The 25,339-nt window shown below is 59.6% G+C and carries 5 protein-coding genes; 1 reads left to right on the forward strand and 4 read right to left on the reverse strand.

Annotated elements, in window-relative coordinates:
* Positions 1-4: 4 nt before the first annotated feature.
* The gene (locus QE435_RS05415; protein WP_349040526.1) at positions 5-17,776 is read left to right on the forward strand and encodes a cadherin domain-containing protein; all 17,772 of its coding nucleotides are present in this window, start codon (positions 5-7) and stop codon (positions 17,774-17,776) included.
* 1,170 nt (positions 17,777-18,946) lie between these two features.
* Here the strand turns inward: QE435_RS05415 and QE435_RS05420 are convergent.
* From QE435_RS05420 to QE435_RS05435, 4 genes are all read right to left on the reverse strand, one after another.
* On the reverse strand, positions 18,947-20,617 hold the full coding sequence (locus QE435_RS05420; RefSeq protein WP_349040527.1) for a hydantoinase B/oxoprolinase family protein: 1,671 nt from the start codon (positions 20,615-20,617) through the stop codon (positions 18,947-18,949).
* Positions 20,618-20,620: 3 nt separating this feature from the next.
* Positions 20,621-22,690 (reverse strand): hydantoinase/oxoprolinase family protein, encoded by a 2,070-nt coding sequence (locus tag QE435_RS05425; RefSeq protein ID WP_349040528.1) that lies wholly within the window; start codon positions 22,688-22,690, stop codon positions 20,621-20,623.
* Between the two features lie 81 nt (positions 22,691-22,771).
* Positions 22,772-23,743: an ABC transporter permease gene (locus QE435_RS05430; RefSeq protein ID WP_349040529.1), complete on the reverse strand. Its 972-nt coding sequence runs from the start codon at positions 23,741-23,743 to the stop codon at positions 22,772-22,774.
* Positions 23,740-25,272, reverse strand: coding sequence for a sugar ABC transporter ATP-binding protein (locus tag QE435_RS05435; RefSeq protein WP_349040530.1), 1,533 nt, complete (start codon positions 25,270-25,272; stop codon positions 23,740-23,742). Before QE435_RS05435 ends, QE435_RS05430 begins: the two co-directional genes overlap by 4 nt.
* Positions 25,273-25,339: the final 67 nt, after the last annotated feature.

A 25,339-nucleotide genomic window follows, 5' to 3' on the forward strand; every position in this document is an offset into this window, starting at 1 on the left:
TAAGATGACAGAAACGCCGAATTCCTCCGCCGTGACTCTATCAGTCGAGAAGCCAAAAACTGGTGAAACGCGCGTTGTGACGATCGGCGATAATGTCGACAAGATCGGCTTCGCGTTTTCTCTCGAAGGCGCGCATGTTGAGCTCAGAGATATCGATCTGGTTATCAAATTTGCGGACGGATCATCCATCGTTCTTCTCGGTTTCGGTCTTAAGCTGGTTGAAGAGAACCCAGCGGAGCTGAGCTTCAATGGCCATCCGCTTGATACCCAGAGCCTGCTGTCGCTCGTGGGGCAGTTCACAGCCTCTGACGTTCCGATTTCAAATGACATGGCGACGGAACAGGTCAAGAGCGTTTCCAAGAAAGACGGAAACGACAATACGAAGGAAACGTCTCAGCCGCAGCCACAGGTTGAGGTGATCGAGGTCAAGGCCGAGCCGAACAATCATAAATATGACGTGCCCCCCGACGAACGGCAGAAATCTGAAGGCACATCGGATAATGATCGTCTTTCCGATATCGTTTCGGAGGGCAAAAAGACCTGGGAGGAACCTTCGGCGCCGTCAGCCGCACCGGCTGTTAAAAACGACAATACCGGTACGGGTACTGGTGCAGGCCGGTATGATGTGCCGGTGCCCGAGATTTCCGCACGTTTGTTCGGCATCACGACCACCGAAACATCGGCGCACGGTGACGGCCAGACAATCCAGGGTGCGCTTGCCTCCACACCTGCCGACACAGATCCTCTTTTTGCGTCGCAAAGACTCGTCGACACCATCGAAGGAACGTCGTTCGATGACATAATCCATGCGGACAACGTCCGATATGCCGGCGTTGGCACGACATCCAGAGCGATCGAACTGACGACGGTGATGCCCGATAACGCCTGGACAATCACCGGTGTGCGGATTTCTGGTCTTCCTACGGGTTATTCGATCGTCGGCGCGAATCTGGTCAATGGAAGCTTCGTCATTCCACTGGATTCCCTTCATCCCGACCGTGTTGAGGTGAAGCTCCAATACGTCTTGCCGGATGGAACGGGGGCAGCGGATGCAAATGGTTTCTTCAGCTATTTTGCGATCAAGGTTGATTATGACATCAGCAGTGCGACGCTGAACACCACCTCCACGACAAGCGGTACCATCCAGTTCGGTATTCGCAACGTGACCGGCGAGACCGATGCGACCTATGTCAATCCGATCACGGGCTCCCCGATCTACGTCCTGTGGAGCAAGCCTCCGGGAAGCGTCGTCCATGCGGGTACAGGCGACGATACGGTTTTTGCTGGAGCGGGCGCAGATGATCTTGATGGCGAAGGCGGAGCGGATACGCTGTCCTACGCGACGTCCAATCTGGCTGTAAAGGTGGATCTGTCGACCAACACGGTTTCCGGCGGCTATGCCGATGGCGACACGATATCGCATTTCGAGAATATTGAGGGCTCGAAATTTTCGGATGAGCTAACCGGTGATGCCACCGCAAACGTCATAACGGGTGGCGCTGGTGCCGACCGCATCGATGGCGGTGCCGGTATCGACACCGCGAGTTATAAGAGCTCGCCCGCGGGTGTGACGGTCGATCTCGGAGCAGGTACAGGCCGCGGCGGTGATGCCGAGGGTGACGTGCTCCACAATATCGAGAATATCGATGGTTCGGGTTTCGCGGATAGGCTTACCGGCGACGCTGGCGATAACGAGCTGCATGGCAATGCCGGTGACGACATCCTCGCGGGCGCCGGCGGTGCCGATCTTCTGGATGGCGGCGACGGCAACGACACGGCAGATTACTCCGCCAGCCAGTCGGCGATTGCCGTTGATCTGGCAGCGGGCGTGGGTTCTGCCGGCGATGCCACGGGCGACAGGCTCGTTTCGATCGAAAGCGTCATCGGATCCGCGTTTGCCGATACGATCCGCGGCAGTGCCGGGTCCGACACGCTGAAGGGTGGTGATGGCAATGATACACTCGATGGCCGTGGCGGCGATGACGTCCTGCAGGGCGGAAACGGCGACGACATTCTAATAGGCGGAAGCGGCGCAGATCAGCTCGATGGCGGCGCGGGTGTCGATACCGCGGATTACAGCGGTTCCGCAGTGGGCATTACGATCAATCTCGCCACAGGCATCAATACTGGCGGAGACGCGCAGGGCGATACGCTGATTTCGATTGAGAAGATCGTTGGTTCGGCTTTCGCTGACACGATGACCGGCGGTGCCGGTGACGACATATTCTTGGGCGGCAGCGGCGACGACCAGCTGATCGGCGGTGCCGGGAACGACCGGCTCGAGGGCGGGGACGGAAACGATGTTCTCATGGGCGGTGCCGGCAGCGATACGCTGATCGGCGGCGCAGGTGTCGACACCGCAAATTACGCGACATCGCAGGCAGCTGTGCAGATCGACCTTGCAGCTGGAACCGTCGCGGGCGGCGATGCTGCGGGAGACACCTTGAGCAGCATCGAGAGCCTGACGGGTTCCGCGTTCAACGATACCCTGCGCGGCGACGCGGGCGCAAACCGGCTAGAAGGCGGTGCCGGGAACGATATTCTGGAAGGACGAGACGGGGACGATATCCTCATCGGCGGCGCTGGCGATGACGTTCTCATTGGTGGCGCGGGCGCCGATACGATCCAGGGTGGCGACGGCAGCGATACCATCGACTATTCCTCGTCGACAGCCGGTGTCAGCGTTAATCTGTCATCGCAGACAGGCTCCGGCGGCGATGCGAATGGCGACACATATGTCGATATCGAAAATGTCACCGGTACCGCTTTTGACGACACGCTGATTGGCAGCGCGGGTGCCAACACGATTGTTGGCGGTGCCGGCAACGACGTCATCGACGGCGCTGGCGGCAACGATACCATTGATGCCGGCGCCGGTGACGACGTCGTGAGCGGCGGGAGCGGCGCCGATGTGATGCATGGCGGCCTTGGTCGTGACGTTCTGTCCTACGCGCTTTCCAGTGGTGCGGTCACTGTCGATCTTGCTCTTGGGACCGGCCGTGGAAGCGATGCGGAGAACGATGTTTTCGACGGCTTCGAGGAAGTCCAGGGTTCTGCCTTCGCGGATACATTGCGTGGCGGTGCCAGCGCGGACACCCTGAGGGGCGGAGCGGGCGACGATCTGCTCGAAGGACGTGCCGGCGCAGACGTTCTGGATGGCGGCGCAGGCGTGGACACCGTGTCCTATGCGTCCTCGGCAAGTGCGGTGCAGGTGGATCTGGAGACAGTCACGGCGTCCGGTGGCGATGCTCAGGGTGACACGCTGATCTCAATAGAGCAGGTCATCGGCTCGGCCTTTGATGACCGGTTGAAAGCTGCGGCGAGCGGCTCGCGTCTCGATGGCGGTTCTGGCGACGACACCCTTTACGCCAATCTGGGCGCTGATCAGTTGATCGGTGGCGCCGGAAACGACACCGCCGACTATTCCGCCTCGACGGCTGCAATTACGGTTTCCCTGGACGGCAGCACCGGTGTCGGCGGCTACGCCGAAGGTGATACGCTGACGGGGATAGAGCGACTCGTCGGTTCGGCATTCGCCGACAGGCTGAGCGGTGACAGTGGGGCGAACATCCTGACCGGCGGTGCTGGAGCGGACATCCTCTCGGGCGGCGCAGGCGCTGACCAGCTCTATGGCGGCGCGGATGACGACGTTCTCGTTGGTGGTGCCGGATCGGACACACTCGATGGTGGTTCGGGTTTCGACACGGCGGATTATTCTTCCTCGAACGCAGCTATCGCGGTCAATCTTCAAACCGGTGCGGTGTCGGGTGGGGATGCTAGCGGCGATACGCTGGTTTCGATCGAACGCGTTATTGGTACGGTCTATGCCGATACGTTGACCGCGTCTGCCAGTGGATCGACGCTGGAAGGCAATGCGGGTGATGATACGCTCATCGGCGGTGCCGGTGTCGACATTCTTCTGGGCGGCGAAGGAAACGATTTGATCGCCGGCGGCGCGGGTGCCGATACGCTTGATGGCGGACTGGGCAACGACACGGTGTCCTACTCCGCGTCCAGCGCGGGTGTGACGGTCGACCTGCGTTCGACGGTCGCACAGAATTCAAGCGGCGACGCCGCAGGCGACCTGCTTTCGAATTTCGAAAATGTCATTGGATCGGCTTTTGCGGATACGCTTACCGGTAATGCAGCGGCCAACGTGCTGACAGGTGGCAGCGGCGACGACGTACTGATCGGACTTGGCGGAGCCGACAGTCTTGTCGGCGGCGCGGGCATCGATACTGCCGATTACTCCGCCTCCGCCTCTGGGGTCACGGTCAATCTGACGAACAATCAGAACTTTGGCGGCGATGCGGCCGGTGACGTTCTGTCGGGTATCGAGAACGTGACGGGCTCGGCTTTTGCCGACGTCCTCACCGGCGATGCCGGAGCCAACCTGTTGAAGGGTGACGCGGGCGACGATGTTCTCGCGGGCCTCGGCGGAGCGGATATTCTCGACGGTGGCGCCGGCTCGAACACGGCCGACTATTCGGCATCCGCAAGCGCTGTCGCTGTCAACCTCAGTAGTTCTTCCATCACCACGGCACTCGGCACTATTGCTGCTGGCGGTGCCGGTCTCGGCGGAGATGCCGCGGGCGACACTTACATCAACATCCAGAACCTCACCGGTTCCAATTTCGACGACGTGCTTGCCGCTAACGCTGCAGGCAGCCGCATTGCCGCAGGCTCCGGCAATGACCGGCTTATCGCCGGCGCGGGTGCGGATGCGCTCGACGGCGGTGCTGGATTGGATACGGTCGACTATGGTCTGTCCAGTCAGGCGATCACCGTCGATCTATCGACAGGAACGGCCAGCGGTGGATATGCGCAGGGCGACACGCTGACTGCGATCGAGAATATCGCAGGCTCCATCTATGATGACCGGCTGACAGGCAGCTTCGCTGCAAACGTGATGTCCGGCGGATCCGGCAATGACGTGATCGAAGGACTGGCAGGGGCCGACACGCTGGACGGCGGCGCGGGAACCGACACGGTTTCCTATGCCCACTCGGCAGCGGCCGTGACGGTGGATTTGCAGTTGACGACGGCGCAGGTATCCGGCGGCGACGCTGCGGGCGATATCCTGTCCGGCTTTGAAGACATTCTCGGCTCGGCCTTCAGTGACCGATTGACCGGTAACTCCGGTGCCAACACCCTGACCGGTGGCGATGGAGACGACGTGCTCGCCGGCCTTGGCGGCGCCGACACGCTCGACGGCGGCGCAGGCAACGATACGGCAAGTTACGCGGCGTCGAGCGCGGCGGTTAACGTTAACCTGGCAACGGGGGCTGCTCAGGGGGGCGATGCCCAGGGCGATACGCTGATTTCCATCGAAAATCTGATTGGCTCGGGGCTCTCCGACACGCTGACGGGTAATGCCGGTGACAACCGGCTTTCAGGCGGGGCCGGGGACGATGTGCTGGCTGGTCTTGGTGGGGCAGACGTTCTCGACGGTGGCGCTGGAACCGATACTGCCAGCTATGCCGCCTCCAGCGCAGGCGTCGTCGTCAATCTGACATCCAATCTCAACACCGGCGGTGATGCCGAAGGAGACATTCTCACCAACATCGAAAGCGTCACAGGCTCTGCCTTCGACGATATCCTGACAGGCAATGCGGGCGCCAACACCCTGACAGGCGGTGCCGGCGACGATATTCTGGCTGGTCTTGCCGGAGCGGACCGTCTTGATGGTGGTGCCGGCTCGGACACCGTCAGCTATGCAGGGTCTTCGGACGCCGTTGCGGTCGATCTTCGACTAACGACTGCTCAGAACTCGACCGGTGATGCCAGTGGAGACGTTCTCATCTCTATCGAAAATGTCATCGGCTCCGCTTTTGCCGATACGTTGACGGCTGCCGATAGCGGCAGCGTCCTTTCCGGTGGCGGAGGCGACGACTCGCTCAATGCCGGTGCCGGCGTGGACGTGCTCGACGGTGGGGTTGGTATGGACCTTGCCGATTACTCGACTTCGACCGCAGGTGTCTCGATCAACCTCGCCACCGGCGTTGCAACGGGTGGTTATGCCGCGGGCGATACGTTGATCGGCATCGAGTATCTGCGCGGCTCGACTTTTGCCGACATTCTGATGGGAGACGCCGGTTCGAACATTCTCGACGGTAACGACGGCGACGATACATTGGTCGGCGGTGCAGGCGCAGACCTGCTGGACGGTGGTGCGGGCAACGATACCGCAAGCTATGCTGATTCGAATGCGAGCGTGACGGTCAATCTCACGACGGGGACCGGTTCCGGCGGCAGCGCCGACGGCGACCGGCTGCTTTTAATTGAAAACCTGATCGGTTCAGCATCCAACGATACGCTGATCGGCAATGCCGGCGCCAACGTGCTTTCCGGCGGTGCAGGAGACGACGTGCTCGCGGGCATGGGCGGCGCTGACGTTCTGGACGGCGGGACCGGTACCAACACAGCGGACTATTCCGCGTCATCTGCAGGGGTGCAGGTCAACCTCCGTACGACGGCCTTCTCGGCAAGTCAGATCAACGGTGGCACGATACAGGGCGGCACCGGGCTTGGCGGCGATGCGCAGGGCGATACGCTGACCAATATCCAGAATGTGATCGGTTCCGCTTTCAGCGACTATCTCATTGCAGGCGCAAGCGGCGGGCGGATCAGCGCCGGTGCCGGTGACGACAGTATCGCGGCTGGCGCTGGTGCCGACATCATCGATGGTGGTACAGGTCTCGACCTGGTCAACTACGTTCTTTCCGATGCGAGTGTGTCGATCAACCTTGCCACGAACACGGTCAGCGGCGGCTATGCCGCAGGTGATGTACTGACCGGTATCGAGAACATCTATGGTACGAACTTTGACGATACGCTGACCGGGACCTCGGGCGTCAACGACATTCGCGGCGGCTCTGGTGACGACGTGATCGAGGGTCTGGGCGGCGCCGATACGCTGGACGGCGGCGCTGGTATCGATACGGTCTCCTATGCTAATTCCGGCGTGGGTGTGACGGTCGACCTTGGTCGTACGACGGCGCAGGTGTCCGCCGGCGACGCGTCTGGAGATATACTCAGCAACTTCGAAAAGGTGCTGGGTTCGGCCCATGCCGATACATTGATCGCTGCGGCAATGGGCAGCACGCTGATGGGTGCTGCTGGCAACGATACGCTGGTCGCTGGCGCTGGCGCCGACGTCATCGACGGTGGTTCTGACAGTGACACGGTTGACTACTCCGCCTCGACGGCTGCGGTCACGGTCAATCTCGCCACGCAGACCGCATCTGGCGGTTATGCCCAGGGTGATACGATCGCGAATATAGAAAACGTCCTGGGAAGTGCCTGGAACGATGTGCTGACCGGCGATCAGGGCACCAACGTGCTGCGCGGCGGCGCGGGCGACGACGTGTTGAACGGCGGCGCGGGATCCGACACCTTGGATGGCGGTGCCGGTATTGACACGGCTGATTATTCGACCGCGACGACAGCGGTGATCGTTGACCTCAACGCAGGCACGGGCCTGAACGGCGACGCTCAGGGCGACACGCTGATCGCGATCGAGAACGTTACCGGCGGCGCTGGCAACGACGTGCTGACGGGTACGAGCGGCGTCAACGTACTGCGCGGCGGTGCGGGCGATGATGTGCTTGCCGGTCTTGCCGGCGCGGACACACTCGACGGCGGCGCGGGCAGCAACACGGCGGACTATTCCGCTTCCGGCTCCGCGGTCTATGTGGATCTCGCCTCCTTCTCGATCGCTACGCCGGTCGGTACCGTAACCAGCGCCGTGGCGCGTGGCGGTGATGCCGAAGGCGACGTGCTGACCAATATTCAGAGCGTCATAGGCTCGGCGTTCAACGATATCCTCGCCGCGTCCGCAGTGGGCGGAAGGCTGGCGGGCGGTGCAGGCGACGATACCCTCGTCGCCAATGCGGGAACCGATCAGATCGACGGCGGCGCCGGAGCGAACGACTTTGTCAATTACGCCATGAGCAGTGCCGGCGTCACGGTCAATCTCGCCACCGGCATGGGATCCGGGGGATTTGCCCAAGGCGATACCTACGCCAGTATTGAGGGCATTTATGGCTCAGGTTTCAACGATACGCTGACCGGCGACGGCGGCGTCAACACCATAAACGGTGGCAGCGGCAACGATACCATCGAAGGCATGGGTGGCGCCGACACATTGGACGGCGGGGCAGGTACCGATACGGTGTCCTATGCCAATTCCGGCGCGGGCGTGACGGTCGATCTTACGCTGGCGACAGCGCAGATATCGAGTGGCGATGCGTCTGGTGATATTCTTCGCAACTTCGAGAACATCACGGGTTCGGCTTTTGACGACGTGCTGACCGGCGATGGCGGCGCGAATGTGATCAAGGGCGGTGCCGGCAACGATATCCTTGCCGGTGGCGCAGGTGCGGACAGGCTAGAGGGCGGCGAGGATTCCGACACCGCGAGCTATGCGCAATCGACCGCCGCGGTTACAGTGGATCTGCGCCTCTCAACAGCCCAGGTTTCCACGGGGGATGCCAATGGGGACGTCCTCGTTTCCATCGAAAACGTTATCGGGTCGGCGCTGGGCGATACGTTGGTCGGCAATGCAGCAGACAACCAGTTGTCCGGTGGTGCCGGCGACGATGTGCTGATGGGTCTCTTCGGCGCGGACGTGCTTGATGGCGGGGACGGCGTCGACACCGCGGATTATTCTGCCTCATTGCTTGGTGTCACTGTGGACCTCACCCTTGGAACCGGCATTGGCGGTGATGCGGCGGGTGACGTTCTCCGAAACATTGAGAATGTCACCGGCTCGGCTCTCGACGACGTCCTGACCGGAACGTCCGGTGCCAACGTTCTGCTCGGTGGCGATGGGGACGATACGCTCATAGGCCTCGGCGGCGCGGATATGCTTGACGGTGGCGCGGGCTCGAACACGGTCGACTATTCGGCTTCGGCGGCAGGCGTCAACGTCAATCTCAGCACAAACATCGGAGCCTATGCGAATGCCGGAGCAGGCACGGGCGGCGACGCTGAGGGAGACAGCTTCCTCAACATCCAGAACGTGATCGGTTCGGCGTTCGCCGACTATATCTATGCCAGTGCATCGGGCGGCTCGTTTACAGCCGGAGCAGGCAACGACACCATCGTGGCCGGAGCGGGAACCGACGTGGTTGATGGCGGCGCTGGTAGCGATATAATTGACTATAGTTGGTCGACGGCGGCTGTCACGGTTAACCTCCAGACCAACACAGCCTCGGGCGGCTACGCTGCCAACGATATCCTGAGCAATATCGAGAACATCACCGGCTCCAAGTACAACGACGTCCTGACTGGCGATGCGAGCGCCAACACCATCCGCGGCGGCGACGGAAACGACACGATCGAGGGCGGCGCCGGGGACGATAATCTGGATGGCGGCGACGGTACGGACACGCTCTCCTATGCCAACGCGACCAGTGGCGTCCGGTTCGCGCCAAACTATTATAACTGGACGTATCCGAACGGGGTCGCGACCAAGACGTTCCTCGCCTACAATACCGTCGGTGCCGGTACCGATATCACCGCCAATTTCGAGAACATCACCGGCTCGGCCTATAGCGACATCATCAACCTGCAGTTCGGTGGCACGCAGGTCAACGCCGGAGCGGGTCATGACTTTATCGCCGACAATTCCAGCTATGGGTTGATCGACGGCGGCGCCGGTATCGACACGGTTACGTACGCTCTCAACTACGGTTGGGGCGGTGTGACGGTCGATCTCGCGTATAACACCAATTCAAGTGCTCGCTCCTGGGGCGGCAGCGCCGAGGGCGACTGGTACAGCAGCGTCGAGAATCTCATCGGATCGAGCTTTTCCGACTATCTCGCTGGAGACGGCGGCATCAACGCGCTGAATGGCGCGTCCGGCAATGATACGCTCAAGGGTGCAGGCGGCAACGATGTGTTGTTCGGCGGCGCTGGTGATGATCTTCTGATTGGCGGGACCGGAGCGGATGCCCTGATCGGCGGCACTGGCATCGATACAGCAAGCTGGGCGGGCTCGACCTCAGGTGTGACCGCCAATCTCGAGACCGGCATTGCCTATGGTGGCGATGCCGGCATCCAGGGAGCTGCGACGGCCTACAGCAATCCGAGCCTGGTCGCCGGCTGGGGCTTCACGGAAGGCTCGGGGAGGACCGCCGCAACGATGAACGGTGCCAATGTCGCGCTGAGTCTCAACGGCACCACAGGCTGGACGACAGGACCGGACAATCACGGGGCCGCGCTCGATTTTAAGGGCCGCGGCGCAGGTAACGACTTCGCCACGATCGGCGCGATGACGCTTGGCGATTCCATCACCGTCTCGACCTGGGTCAATTTCGACACGAAGGCCAGCGGTGTCCAGGAGGGCGTCTTCAAGCTCGGTACGGTGAACAACCAGTGGATCGGGCTGACGAAGACGACAAACGGGAGCCTTTATCTTGAGGTCCGTGGCGATCTTGCGGGGGCGACCGTACCGGGGCAGACCACCTCCGGCTTTGCTGTAAACTCGAGCTATGTAACCATCGATCAGTGGATGCATGTTGCCGTCACCTATCAGGCGGGTCGTTTGCAGCTCTACATCGACGGGACATTGGTCGGCTCCACCGACGGCACTGTCATCCTGCCCCCGAATAGCAATTTCACGAGCAATTTCATCGGGCGCGATTGGACTGCGAATTATCTCGACGGGCAGATCGATGACTTCGCGGTGTTCAACCGGGCGCTGACCGAAGCCGAAATCCAGCAGTTGGCAACACAGAAGACCGGCCTGGAAAGCGCTGGCGTCGTGACCGATACATTGGCGCAAATCGAGAATCTGACGGGCACGGATTATGCCGACACGCTAACGGGTGATACCGGAAGCAACGTGCTCGATGGTGGCGTCGGCAACGACACGTTACGCGGCGGCGGCGGGGACGACGTGCTGATCGGCGGCGCCGGAGCGGATATGCTCGACGGTGGAGCAGGCAGCGATATCGTCTCCTACGCCGGCTCGGCACAGGCGGTCACGGTCAACCTTGAACAGCAGACCGCGAGCGGTGGTGACGCCCAGGGCGACACACTGACTTCCATCGAAGGCGTCATCGGCTCAGCGCGAAACGACACGCTCGTCGCCTCGTCGTCCGGCTCTACGCTGATCGGCGGCGCCGGCAACGACACCATCACGGGCGGCATCGGCGATGACGTGATCAAGGGGGACGACGATCTCAACAAGCTCGTCACCTATGCGAGCACGGCTGCTGCGGGCACAAATCTGCTCGTCAACGGCAATTTCGAGAATTACAGTGTCGGCCGGTTTACGGGCGGCGCCAACGTCACGGCTACGCTTGCCAATGGTTGGCAAACCCCTGATGGGGCGATCTACCTCAGCGATAGCGCCTACATCGCCAATGGAAATACTGAGAATCAAGCGCTGCGACTGCAGGGCGGCTGGAACAACAGCGACGTCTGGCAGAATGTCACCACGACGGCGGGCGAGACCTACCTGCTGCAATTCAATGTCGGCGGCCTTTCATCCGGCACCAATGCAGTGGCGATCTATTTCAACGGCACCCTGCTCGACACGATCAACTCCGCTGCCTTTGTCCATCAATGGCAGACCTTCGATTATCTCGTCACCGGAACGGGTGGTAGCGACAAGATCGAGTTCAAGTATCTCTCGACCAGCAATCAGGTCATGATCGACGACGTGATCTTCACCGAAGTCGGCGGTCGTGACACGCTCGATGGGGGCGCCGGAAACGACACGATCGATGGCGGCTATGGCAACGACACGATCCGCGGCGGCGATGGCGATGACAAGGTCATCGGCGGACTGGGTAACGACACGATCGACGGTGGAGCTGGCAACGACATCATCAGCGGTGACGTCGATGCATTCGCGGCTCCGGTTCTGGAGACGTTCACGAACGGCGTCGGCGGCTGGACAGGGGTGGCCGGCCTGACACTCGGGACGGTGGCTCTACTCGACAGCAACATTGTGCTCGGCCCTGTCGGCGGCTCAGGCAACAACAACGCCTGGGGGGAACAGATCAGCAAGACTTACCAGCTGACCGATGCCAGTGCGGCGACCACAACCCTCTCTTTCGATCTCTATCTGCTCGACTCCTTCGATAACAATGAAGGCGCCAAGGTTTATGTCAACGGCAATGCCGTCCTGACAATCATCGCGCCGAACGGCATGGGCGGCATCGGGGCCAACATGTCCGGCCTCACCTTCACGACGGCTGGCGGGGCGACCTATACCGCAAGCCTGGTCCAGGGTAATTACTCGGCAGGCTGGGGCGGCCTTGACGACAAGCTGACGATTACGCTGACGGTACCGACGCCTACCGGAGGCACTTTGAGGCTCGGCTTCGGCTCCAACATGAACGAGGGAGTGAGCAACGAAAGCATCGCCATCGACAACGTCAACGTTCCCGGATCGGCGATCACCGGCACGGTGGGCGTGGCCGGAGACGATGTCATCACCGGCGGCGCTGGCGACGACCTTATCGACGGTGGCGCCGGCAACGATCGGGCGGTTTTCTCAGGCAGCCGTGCGGCCTATACGATCACCTATAACGCAGCGTCGATGAGCTATACGGTCTCCGGCCCGGACGGCAACGACACGGTCAAGAACGTCGAACGCTTCACCTTCGACGATGGCACGTTGACGACCGCGCATCTGGTCTCTGGCATGCAGTTCACGTCGTCGGGCACGATCGCGGAAAACAGCGCGGCCGGTTCCGTCGCCGCCACACTTGCCATGAGCGATGGGTCGAATGTGACCTATGCGATCACCGGTGGTGCCAATGCGAACGCCTTCGCGATCAACGGCAATCAGATCGTGCTCGCCAACGGTGCCTCGCTCGACTACGAGGCTGGCGCGACGCGGACGCTTCAGGTCACGGCCGTTGCAGCGGACGGTTCAACCCATGTGCAGAACGTGACGGTTAATCTCACGAATGTGAACGAGGCTCCCGTCATCACCTCCGCGGCCAATCTCAGCCGTGCAGAGAACGGTGCTGCGGTCGCCACGCTAACGGCGTCGGATCAGGACGCAAACACCACGCTGACATGGTCGATCGTCGGTGGCGCGGATTCCTCCAAGTTCCAGATCAATGCACAGACCGGCGCGTTGAGCTTCCTCGCCGCCCCTAATTTCGAGGCGCCGCAGGACGCCGGTAACGACAACGTCTATAACCTGACCGTCTCGGTCTCCGATGGCACGAACATCACGCAGCAGAACCTGGCGGTCACCGTTACCAACCTCAATGAGGCGCCCGTTCTAACGTTGACGAGCTCCGGCGCGATTGCCGAGAACACGTTAGCGGCGAGAGTGGCGACACTATCTGCCGCCGATCCGGATGCTGGCGATCACCTGACCTACGCTCTGTCGGGTACGGATGCGAGCCTCTTCGTCATCGACGGCAACGCGCTGCGGCTCAAGGATGGTGTTTCGCTCGATTACGAGCAGGCCGCCACACGCACGGTAACAGTAACCGCCACCGATGCCGGTGGATTGACCTCCACGCAAACGCTGACGGTTAACGTCACCGACGTGAACGAGGCGCCGACGATCACATCGGCTGCAACGTTCAACGTGGCCGAGAACGGCACTGCGGTGGCGACGCTTGCGGCTGTGGATCCGGATGCGGGGGCAACCCGCAGCTGGTCGATCTCCGGCACGGATGCCGCACTGTTCCAGATCGATGCGCAGACGGGCGCGCTGAGCTTCAGGACGGCCCCCAATTTTGAAGCGCCGCAGGACGCCGGTAACGACAACATCTATAACCTGACCGTCTCGGTCTCCGATGGCACCAACGTCACCTCGCAGGCTGTTGCCGTCACCGTGACCAATGTCAATGAAGCGCCAAGCCTGACGCTGACGGGTACCGGTGCGGTCAACGAGAATGTCGCGGCTGCGACGGTCGCGAATTTTGCGGCCAGCGATCCGGATGCCGGTACCACCTTGACCTATACGCTGGGTGGCGCGGATGCGAACATGTTCGTGGTGGATGGCAATACGGTTCGCCTTAAGGACGGCGTGTCCTTCAATTACGAGCAGGCAACCCACCGTGATCTGACCTTGACGGCGTCTGATGGCACCAACAGCGTGACGAGAACGCTGACGGTTAACGTCACCGACGTGAACGAGGCGCCGACGATCACATCGGCTGCAACGTTCAACGTGGCCGAGAACGGCACTGCGGTGGCGACGCTTGCGGCTGTGGATCCAGATGCGGGAGCAACCCGCAGCTGGTCGATCTCCGGCACGGATGCCGCACTGTTCCAGATCGATGCGCAGACGGGCGCGCTGAGCTTCAGGACGGCCCCCAATTTTGAAGCGCCGCAGGACGCCGGTAGCGACAACATCTATAACCTGACCGTCTCGGTTTCCGATGGCACCAATGTCACCTCGCAGGCTGTTGCCGTCACCGTGACCAATGTCAATGAAGCGCCAAGCCTGACGCTGACGGGTACCGGTGCGGTCAACGAGAATGTCGCGGCTGCGACGGTCGCGAATTTTGCGGCCAGCGATCCGGATGCCGGTACCACCTTGACCTATACGCTGGGTGGGGCGGATGCGAACATGTTCGTGGTGGATGGCAATACGGTTCGCCTTAAGGACGGCGTGTCCTTCAATTACGAGCAGGCAACCCACCGCGATCTGACTTTGACGGCGTCTGATGGCACCAACAGCGTGACGAGAACGCTGACGGTTAACGTCACCGACGTGAACGAGGCGCCGACGATCACATCGGCTGCAACGTTCAACGTGGCCGAGAACGGCACTGCGGTGGCGACGCTTGCGGCTGTGGATCCGGATGCGGGAGCAACCCGCAGCTGGTCGATCTCCGGCACGGATGCCGCACTGTTCCAGATCGATGCGCTGACGGGCGCGCTGAGCTTCAGGACGGCCCCCAATTTTGAAGCGCCGCAGGACGCCGGTAACGACAACATCTATAACCTGACCGTCTCGGTCTCCGATGGCACCAACGTCACCTCGCAGGCTGTTGCCGTCACCGTGACCAATGTCAATGACGCACCGGTCATCACTTCCGCGACGGCACTCAGCATGGTGGAGGGCAATACGAGCATCTCCACGTTGACTGCGACGGATGAGGATGGCAACGCCATGAGCTGGGCGATCGCAGGTGGAGCGGATGCGGCGAAGTTCGCGATCGATGCCGCAACAGGCGCACTCAGCTTCGTTGCCGCGCCGAATTACGATAGCCCCACGGATACCGGCAAGGACAATGTCTATGATCTGCAGGTGCGCGTCTCGGATGGCACGGTCAGTACCTTCCAGACCTTGGCCGTGACGGTACTGCGCGACCAGCAGGCGCCGGATATCGTAAACGTACCGCCTGTGATGGGGGTCTCCGAAAACAGCACGATGGTCATGCGCGCCATGGCGCAGGACCCGAATGTCGGCGACACCATCACTTGGTCCATCGCAGGCGGTGCAGACGCGGCCAAGTTTAACATCGATGCCCAGACGGGCGTGTTAACCTTTGTTTCGGCCCCGGACAGAGAGCAGCCGACCGATGCCAATGGTGACAACGTCTACCAGGTCGTCCTGCAGGCCCAGGACCAGACCGGCCTGTCGTCGACGCGCGCTCTGGCCGTGACAGTGACCGACGTCGACGAGGCCCCCGTTTTTTCGACCGGAACAACGTTGTCGGCAGCAGAACAGCAGACGGCTGTCGCCACCATCGTTGCCGCCGACCCTGAAAGGGCCGCTATCACCTACTCGATCGTGGGAGGAGCGGATTCGGCTCAGTTCCTGATCAACGGACAGACGGGCCAGCTCGTCTTTGCGTCAGCGCAGGACTATCAGAACCCGGCAGACGCCGACCATGATCGCCTTTACGAGGTAACCGTCCGGGCTTCCGATGGGTCGCTCACCACGGACCGAACCTTCAATGTAATGCTGACAGACGTCAACCAGGCGCCGACCTTTACCTCTGCCGTGACGGCTAACATTGCCGAAAACACGACGTCGGTCATGACCGTGACCGCGACGGATCCCGATGCCGGGACAGTGCTGACCTACGCCATATCCGGTGGCGCAGACGCTTCGCTGTTTACGATAAACAGCCAGACGGGCCAGTTGAGCTTCCGCTCCGCTCCCGATTATGAGGCGCCAGCCGATATCAATCACGACAACGTTTACGATGTCACCGTTCTGGTGTCAGACGGCACCAATGCGCGGACACAGAGCGTCAGCGTTGTGGTGACGGATGTTGCCGAAGCGCCTGTCATCACCTCAGCCAGCTCGGTAACGGTGAATGAGGGCGTAACGACTGTTACGACCGTTGCTGCAACGGACGCCGACAGTGCGAATCTCGTCTATTCGATCTCCGGCGGTGCGGATGCCAGTGCCTTCTCGATCGATGCTCAGACGGGCGCTCTGCGCTTCGTTTCGGCCCCGGATCATGAAGCGAAGGCGGACGCCGACCACGACAACGTCTACAATGTCAGAGTGTCCGTCTCCGACGGAACGCTCGTCACCAGCCAGATGATGGCTGTGACGCTCGCAAACGTCGCTCCGACCATCACCTCACCCGCCGCATTCACGGTCAACGAAAACGCAACTGCGGTTGGTACCGTTGCGGCAACGGATCCCGCAGGTGGCGCACTGGTTTACGCCCTGGCAGGCGGGGCAGACGCCAATCTGTTCTCGATCGACTCCTCGACGGGTGTCCTGACGTTCCGCACGGCTCCGAATTTCGAGAGCCCTGCGGACGCTGGTAATGACAACCACTACAACCTGAATATTCTGGTCTCGGATGGCACCAGTGTCGCCAGCCAGACTGTCGAGGTGGTGGTCAGAGATGTCAATGAGGCACCGACCGCCACGCTTGCCGCATCGACAATCACGATCGCTGAAGATCAGCGCGGAGCGACCGTAACGACGTTCACCGGCAGTGATCCTGATGCCGGAGATCACGTGCATTACAGCCTTGCAGGCGCAGACAGCGCGCTGTTTGAAATCTCCGGAACAACGATCAAGCTCCTAGATGGCGTGGCCTTCGACTATGAAACCAGATCGAGCTACGCGCTCGACCTAGTGGCGACGGACGATCACGGTCTCAGCAACACGCGTTCAATCGCCATAGCGGTCAGTGATCTGCAGGGCGAGAACCTCGTCGGGACCAGCGGTGACGATCGCCTCGTTGGCGGCATAGGAAACGACACGCTGGAAGGCGGAGCAGGGGCGGACCAACTGATCGGTGGGGCAGACATCGACACCGCCGTCTACAGCCATTCTTCGGCCGGCGTCACGGTCGATCTTGGCGCAGGAACAGGCCATGATGGAGAAGCCGAAGGAGACACCTATTCCGGCATAGAGAATATCATCGGCTCGGATTTTGCCGACACATTGACGGGCGACGGGAATGCGAACACGCTTAGAGGCGGCGGCGGCGCTGATTTCTTGAGCGGTGGTGCAGGCGACGACATCTTCTATGTGGATTACTCGGATACCGTAAGCGGGGGAGCCGGGAAGGATACGGCGATTTTCACTGCGGTGGGATCAGGGGTTCTGACGGGGCTTTCGGGGCTGGAAACGCTCGATTTCCGCAACTCTGGAAATGATAGCGTGACGATCAATTCGACCACTCTGAGCAGTCTCGCTCCGGAAGGTGATCTGCTGACGATCAACAGGGACAGTGGAGATACGATCACGCTGGCCGGCGCAACCGATACACATAACCAGTTTGTCGAGCATGGGTTGACCTATAACGTCTTCACCATGGACGACGATCAAAACCACAATATCACGATCCACGTTCAGGCAGCATGACGTTGCGCACAATGCTGCACCCCAGGCGGGTCGTTTTGATAGTACCGTGAAATCGCGCGAGAAGGGTGAGGGTGAGTATCGGTTTACCCTCAAACCGCTTTGCAGATAGAGCATTTTCAACCAGGACATAATCGCTTCGGCTTCGGACGATGCGTGAAAGCAGGGAAATAGAGCGTAATCCGTGATCACCGGAATGCTGGACAAACACTCGAAGTATCCGTTTTGATCAAAGGATTTTTGGCATCCATTTTCGGTTGCTCCTGAGCGGTGCGTTTGTGATGACAATAAGCTTTCGCATGATGATCGTGATGGCAACTTTCGGCGGCTTTCAGGCTTTGATGAGGAGGTCGTATGCGGCCTTGAGGTCTGGGTTGAAGAGGCATGCGACGAGGCTGGCATGTAGAGTGCGTGGCGGACGATGCTCCCCCGCCGGCGATGAAAGCGCGTCCGGTCCATCGTCCGGACCGGCGGCTCATGGGAGCAAGACCTGATAGGGCTGCTGTGGCCTTCTCCTCCAGGCCACCGAGTTCTGGCATCTTGCAGAGGTTCTGTCCTTGAGCAGGCTAGATGCGCCACATGCAACTCTTTCAGATCGCTATGGATGCGTTTGGCCCGCAGGAGGCGACCTCAGCGTCAATAGCGCACCAGAAACGATCATCGGTGGACGACTGTTGGAACTGGTGAGTGATTACCCCTGCCATCGGATCACTCTCGAAATCAATGAGCACAATCAAGTCTAGGATTATGCTGCGCTTCAAGCCGCCCTAGAGTCGCTACACGCTCTAAGTATCCACATTGTAATTGACGATATGGGTTCAGGCTTCGCTAGTATGCGTCACATCCTCCAGACAGGACCTGATATGGTCAAGTTCGAAGTGAGCCTAACAAGCAACATGGATCGCGATCGCCCAAAATAGGCACTGGCCAGGTCCTTTATTACGTTCGGCAATAAACGCGTCTTTGCACCACGGTGAAACATGTCGCGCAAGTGTGCAGCGGTTTTGCGCTGTGAAACAAGCACCCATGCGTCAGGAGTGGATCTGAAAAATCGCGACACGCTTAGGTAGCTGGCACGCAGAGAATGCTATCGCTCGCCTGCGTGAACTTGCGCGTCGGACCATCATAGAGAAAGGGGCCGTCAGCGGCGCTGCAACCGAGCGCCGCCGGCACTTATTCTGTGGTAACTCCGTAAACGGCTGCCGCCCGCTCCGGGGTCACATATCCATCCCTGATATCTGCTGCTACAGATACCGGGTCACGCAATTTCGGATCTCCAAAGCCGCCACCGTTCGCGGTCACGACTCGAATGACGTCATCCCTGTTGACGACAACATTCGTGGCAAAAGCGTAACGTTCCTTTGAGCCATTTGCGCGCCGAACCTCCACATAGTTCGTCGAACCGTCCAGCCCCCCAGCTACACCCCACGGCGGAATGCGTGAGCGTGTGTAACCGACAGAAAGGAAGTTATTGTCAGCGAGAACGCGATAATGCACGTCGATGCCTTTGCCTCCACGCCACTGTCCCTCACCTCCGGGTTCCGCATTGAGCGTCGCCTGGTCGACGCTGAGGCCATAGCGCGCCTCCGCCACCTCTGCAGGGCAATTGAAGGTTTCCCCATGGAAGCCGGAAAACTGCCCGCTTGGGCCGTCAGCGCCCTCCCATGCGCCCCAACCTCCAACTTGTGGCTCTACAATCGTATAGTGGCGGCCGGTAACAGGATGTGGCCCTCCCACAACGGTGCCGCAAATCGATGCGAAATTTCCAGCCGGAACGGCGCCTGGGAAGTGGGCGGCCAGCGCTCTTAGAACCATATCGAAGAGCCGGATCTCGACCTCGGAATAGTAACCCAGTGCGCCAGGCTCTTGAACATGAAAAATCGTACCCGGCTTGGTCAACACTTTCAGCGGACGGAAAAAACCGCCATTCCCGGGAGCTTCGGGATCTGTGAACGACTTGAACGCCAGCTGTATGGCGATTTCGGTACCTTCACGGCTCGAATTCGACGATCCCTTCTGTAATGGATTGTCCCGAAGATCGACCACAAATTCCTCGTCGGAGATGGTGAGCGTCACTTTGTGAATCGCTCCGGTGTCCTGCTCCTCCTCGAAGCTATAGCTGCCATTGGGGATTGTCTTCAGCGCGGCCCGCGCCCGTCGTTCACCGAAATCCATGAAATCTGCAACGGCGGCCTCGAACGTCTCGGTACCGTATTTCTCGACCAGTTCCAGAATTCGGCGCTCACCGATACGCAGGCCAGCGATACCGGCCCAGAGATCACCACGCAAAAAATCCGGGAGGCGTGTGTTGACATAAAGAATATCGAACACCGCCTGATTGGGGCGGGCCTCATCGAACAGCTTCACCGCGGGGATACGAATACCCTCTTGGAAAATTTCGGTCGCCTCTGAGGACATGGATCCGGGGACGTTACCGCCGACATCGTTCCAATGCGCGATATTGGCGACCCAGGCCACCAGATGCTCGTCATGGAAAACAGGCAAGGCGAGCACCATGTCGTTCAGATGCGTGACACCGCCGTAATAGGGATCGTTGGATGCAAAGAGATCTCCCGGCCTAATCTCTTCTGGCTTGAATTTTTTCAGAATACCCGCAATCGCCTTGTCGAGTACGCCAATGAAGGCCGGTATGCCAGCACCCGATGCAGCCACCTGCCCGTGCTTGTCGAGCACGCCGGAAGAAAGATCTAGCACTTCGTAAATGATGGCGCTCATCGATGTCTTGCGCTGAGCCACGAACATTTCGTTGGCGACCGCTTCGAGGGCATTCTGGATGATATCGAAGGTAACGGGATCGAATTCTTTTTGCTGTGTTTCGGTCATGATTCAATTCCGGATGTTGATATGCGTGTTGCCGAAGTCATCGATGAAAACGGTATTGCCCGGATGGATCACGATCGTCGTACCCGGATCCTCTACGATAGCAGGCCCCTTGAACATCATGCCCGGCTCCAGCTTGGTCGCGTCATAGATGGTTGCTTCATGTTCGCCTTCGGTCGCATAGTCCACCAGGCGACGGCCTTTGATCGCACTATCGATGTCGGCTTCGTTCCTTGGCAGTCTCACAAGTTCGAGCTTGCCAACTTCGCTCGACGCGATCAGATGAAGTCCTATGATTTCAACGCCTGCATCAAGACGATAAGTATACTCACGCTGATAAATCTCATGGAAATCATCGGCCATCTGTGCCGCTTCTTCCGGTCCGATACGGCCCGCGGAAATCGGCACTTCCACGGCAAATTCCTGATTCTGATAACGGCATCGAACCAGCGGACGCATGCTGATCTTGTCGGCGCCGACGCCCTCACGAAGGAATTCCGCTCTCGCCAGTTCCATTGTGCGTGAAAGCAATATGTCGAGTGACTGATAGTCCTTTTCATCAATCAACTGAGTGACGAAGTAATCGCGGCGCAGGTCACTCATCATCATGCCCCATGCCGAAAAGACAGACGCACCACGAGGAATGACGACTTTCCGAACGTTGAGCTCCTGTCCGAGAGCGACCGCGTGCATTGCACCTCCACCACCAAAAGCGATGAGGGTAAAGTCGCGTGGATCAAAACCGCGGTTGACGGAGACGAGCTTGAGCGCATTCACCATATTCGAGTTGGCGATACGCACAATCCCGCGCGCGACATCCTTGATACTTGTCCCGAGCCTCTCGGCAAGAGGGGTCATGGCCGCGTTCAGGGCACTGATATCAGCGACAACCGAGCCGCCACAGAAGTAGTCTGGATTGATGCGACCGAGGACGAGATTGGCGTCCGTCGTCGTGGCATTCATACCTCCCCGCCCATAGGCAGCCGGGCCCGGTGACGCACCGGCCGATTGCGGTCCGACATGCAATTTGTCAAAATCATCCACCCATGCGATGGAGCCACCGCCGTTGCCGATCTCAACCAGATCGACCACCGGAACCATGATCGGATAACCCGCAGACGTGCGGTTACGTTCGATCCAGTAATCGGTTTTGATCTTGACCTGACCGTTCTCGATCAGGGAGCACTTCGCCGTCGTGCCGCCAATATCAAGGGCGAGCACGTTAGGTTCGCCGATGATGCGGCCCAATTCCGCAGCCCCCCAGAAGCCCGAGGCCGGACCGCTTTCGACCATCGTAATCGGGATAGCCTTCACCGCTTCAACGGAATCCACACCGCAGTTCGATTGCATGATGAAGAGATTGCCCCGATATCCCTTGTCCTTGAGCCCAACCTCCAGCTTTTCGAGGTAACGGGCCGCTTTCGGCTGAACATACGCTGACAAAACGGTCGTATTGGTGCGTTCATATTCACGCCATTCGCGGGTGATCTGATGCGAGGCCACCGCCGAAACCTCCGGCCAAAGAGTGCGCAGCGCTTCCAGGACTGCCGTTTCATGGGCAGGGTTGGCGTAGGCATGAAGCAGGCAAACCGCGACTGCTTCAACAGCCGCAGCCTTGAAGGCGTCTACAATGGCGCCAAGCTCTGAGAGGTCGAGGGGAGTTGTTTCCTGGCCTTGATAATTTATCCGCCCAGGAACTTCCAGCCGCAGGTGCCGGGGAACGAACGGAACTGGTTTCTGATACATCAGGTTAAAGAAATCGGGGCGGTTTCCGCGACCGATCTCCAGCGCGTCGCGGAAACCTTTCGTCGTGATGAGGCCAACCTTCGCGCCCTTTCGCTCCGTGAGTGCGTTGATGACCACTGTCGTTCCGTGAGCGAAGAAATCCACCCGGGTAATATCAACGTCTGCCTTTTGAAGCACGTTCAACACGCCCATTTCGAAGTCAGGCGGCGTGGTGTCCGATTTTTCCGTTCGCACCGTTTGAAGGCCGGTCCCAGGATCAGTTTCGAAATACACCAGGTCCGTAAACGTGCCTCCTACATCCGTCGAGACGCGAATGATTTTTTCAGTCATGACTTACCTTCTCATAGTCTTTTCAATGCATGTCCGAAGCGCTTCTGACTCCGCAGCGCACGCGTAAACGTACAAATTCCGTCAGCGGCGGGGTTTGGACGCGGCCAGCGCCACTGCAATCACGATGATCACACCCGTCGTAAGATCCTTGAAAAACGGATTGACATTGAGAATGTTGAAACCGTTGCCGATCAGAGCCATCAGGAGCACGCCAGCCACAGAGCGCCAGATCGCGCCCGCACCGCCGCTGATTGCGGTTCCGCCAAGGATGACGGCGGCAATTGCCTCCAGCTCAAAACCTGCACCCGCCTGCGGTTCGGCCATAGAAAGACGTGACACGGTAATGACACCTGCAAGGCCCGCCGCCGCGCCGCTGATTGCGAATGTGACCGTCTTGACCAGATTTGTCCGAATCCCTGAAAGGATTGCCGCCTCCTCGTTTCCGCCAACTGCGAAGACCCGCCGGCCGAAAGTCGTGCGATTGAGGAGCACCATCATCGCTATCATAAATACAACCAGTACGATCACCGCAATGTTGACCATTCCGATGCGACCGCGGCCAAGCCATGAAAATTGCTCGATCCGAACCGGGATGAGCGAGCCGCCCGTGATCAAAATCGCAATGCCACGGTAAACAAGGCTCGTTGCCAGTGTGACGAGGAAAGAATGGACATTAAAAGTCGTAATGATCAGCCCGTTGAGCGTTCCGAGCATAAGGCCAATCAATGGTCCCGAAATGATCGCAAGATAAGGATCGATATTCGTGGCGATCCAGCCTGCCGAAACAGCCGCCACACCGAAGATCGCACCTGTTGCGAGATCGAAGCCGCCCCCGATGATGACCAGCGTCAAAGCGCAGGCGATGATCATCAGCGGCGCGCTCTGATTGACGATATTCAACAGGTTACGCGGTGTCAAAAAGCTGTTCGAAGCGAAGGTCAGCACGATGAGAAGCAGCGCGATAATAATGAGAACGCCGTACTCTCGGACGATAGCGATGGGATCGAAGATCTTGCCGTGTTTCTTTGCGGCAATGGTGCGAGAGTCGTTCATTGAACCTTTTCCTCGGATGGGTTTTTGCGGCTCTGGATTTCGAAGATGCGCTTGAGCGCAGTCTCGACTGTCAAAGTGCGGCAATCTTCTTCGGCAAAGATCCGCCCCTCGCTCATCAGATATCCGCGATGGGAAAGATTGATTACCTCTTCCAATTCGGAAGAGATGAGCAGTACGGCAGCACCCGCACGCGCCATTTCAACGATGAACTCGTGAATGCGTTGGCGCGCTCCTATGTCCACGCCGCGGCTGGGCTCATCGAGGATTAACAGCTTTGGACGGGCAACCGCCCATTTCGACAGAAGCACCTTCTGCTGGTTCCCGCCCGAATAAAAGGCGACGTCTCCGTCGGTCTTCGCAGGGACGATGCCAAAATGGCGGATCATCTCTTCAACGCGTGCACGTTCGCGGCCAGTCCGGAGAAAACCGAGTGTGTTAATCCTGTCCAGTGTCGCCAGGCTTATATTTGGCCGTGTCGTTTGCGTGAGAACCAGACCCTGCTTGCGGCGGTCTTCCGGCACCAGCGCCACGCCCTGCTGAACCGCTTTGCGAACGTTCAGGCGCACCTGCGCTTTCCCCTCGATAAAATAATCACCGGAGACGATCTCGTCTGCACCGAAAAGCGCGCGGGCCACCTCAGTTCGGCCGGAGCCGACAAGACCAATGAGACCGACGATCTCCCCTGGTCGGATCTGCATCGAAATGTCCTGAAGCCCCGCGCGAGTACGGACGTTTCTCAACTCGGCGACCGGCTGGGTTTGCTGTGCCGGCAAGGCGGGCAGGGCAGGCCAGATGATTTGCGAGGCTGCACCCAGCATCCCGTCCACGAGACTCTGCTTGGTTTCCCCATCGATGTCAGCTGTCCTCACGACATTCCCGTCTCGCATAATGGTTACGCGGTCGCAGTTAGCAATAATATGATCGAGAAAATGACTGACGTAGATGACGGTAACACCGCGACTTTTCAGGCGCGCTATCAACTGATGGAGTCGTCGCGCCTCGTCTTCGGTCAGAGAGGACGTTGGCTCATCCATGATGATGACGCGCGCGTCGCGGGCAATGGCCCGCATGATCTCCACTTTCTGACGGTCTGCGATACGAAGATCGGCCACCTTCACGTTAGGGTCGAGACCGAAGTCACATGTCTTCTCAAGAGAATGAAAACGTGCAAGGTCACCACCGATCAGCAGCCCGCCTCGACTCTTTTCCTGCCCGAGAAAGACGTTCTGAACAACCGTCATCTCCGGGACAAGCTGGAGTTCTTGATGGATCATAGCGACGCCCCGAGACAGCGCCTCGCGCGGGGAATATTTGGTGACCTTCTCGCCGAAGACAAAAACTTCGCCTTCGTCTGCCGAGTAATATCCACCAATGATTTTACCGACACTTGACTTGCCGGCACCGTTTTCACCGACAAGCGCATGCACTTCCCCAACACGGAAGTCGATATGGATATCGTTGAGAATACGCGTTCCGCCGAAGCTTTTGGCAACGGCCTCGACGCGAACCGCAAGTTCGCGTTCCTTCATGGCTGTTCTCTTCTACCAAGCGTCAAAAAATTGGCGCGGCCAGTCTGCCGCGCCATTCGGCGAAGCG

Source organism: Agrobacterium sp. SORGH_AS 787, assembly GCF_030819035.1.
Classification (GTDB): Bacteria; Pseudomonadota; Alphaproteobacteria; order Rhizobiales; family Rhizobiaceae; genus Agrobacterium; species Agrobacterium larrymoorei_B.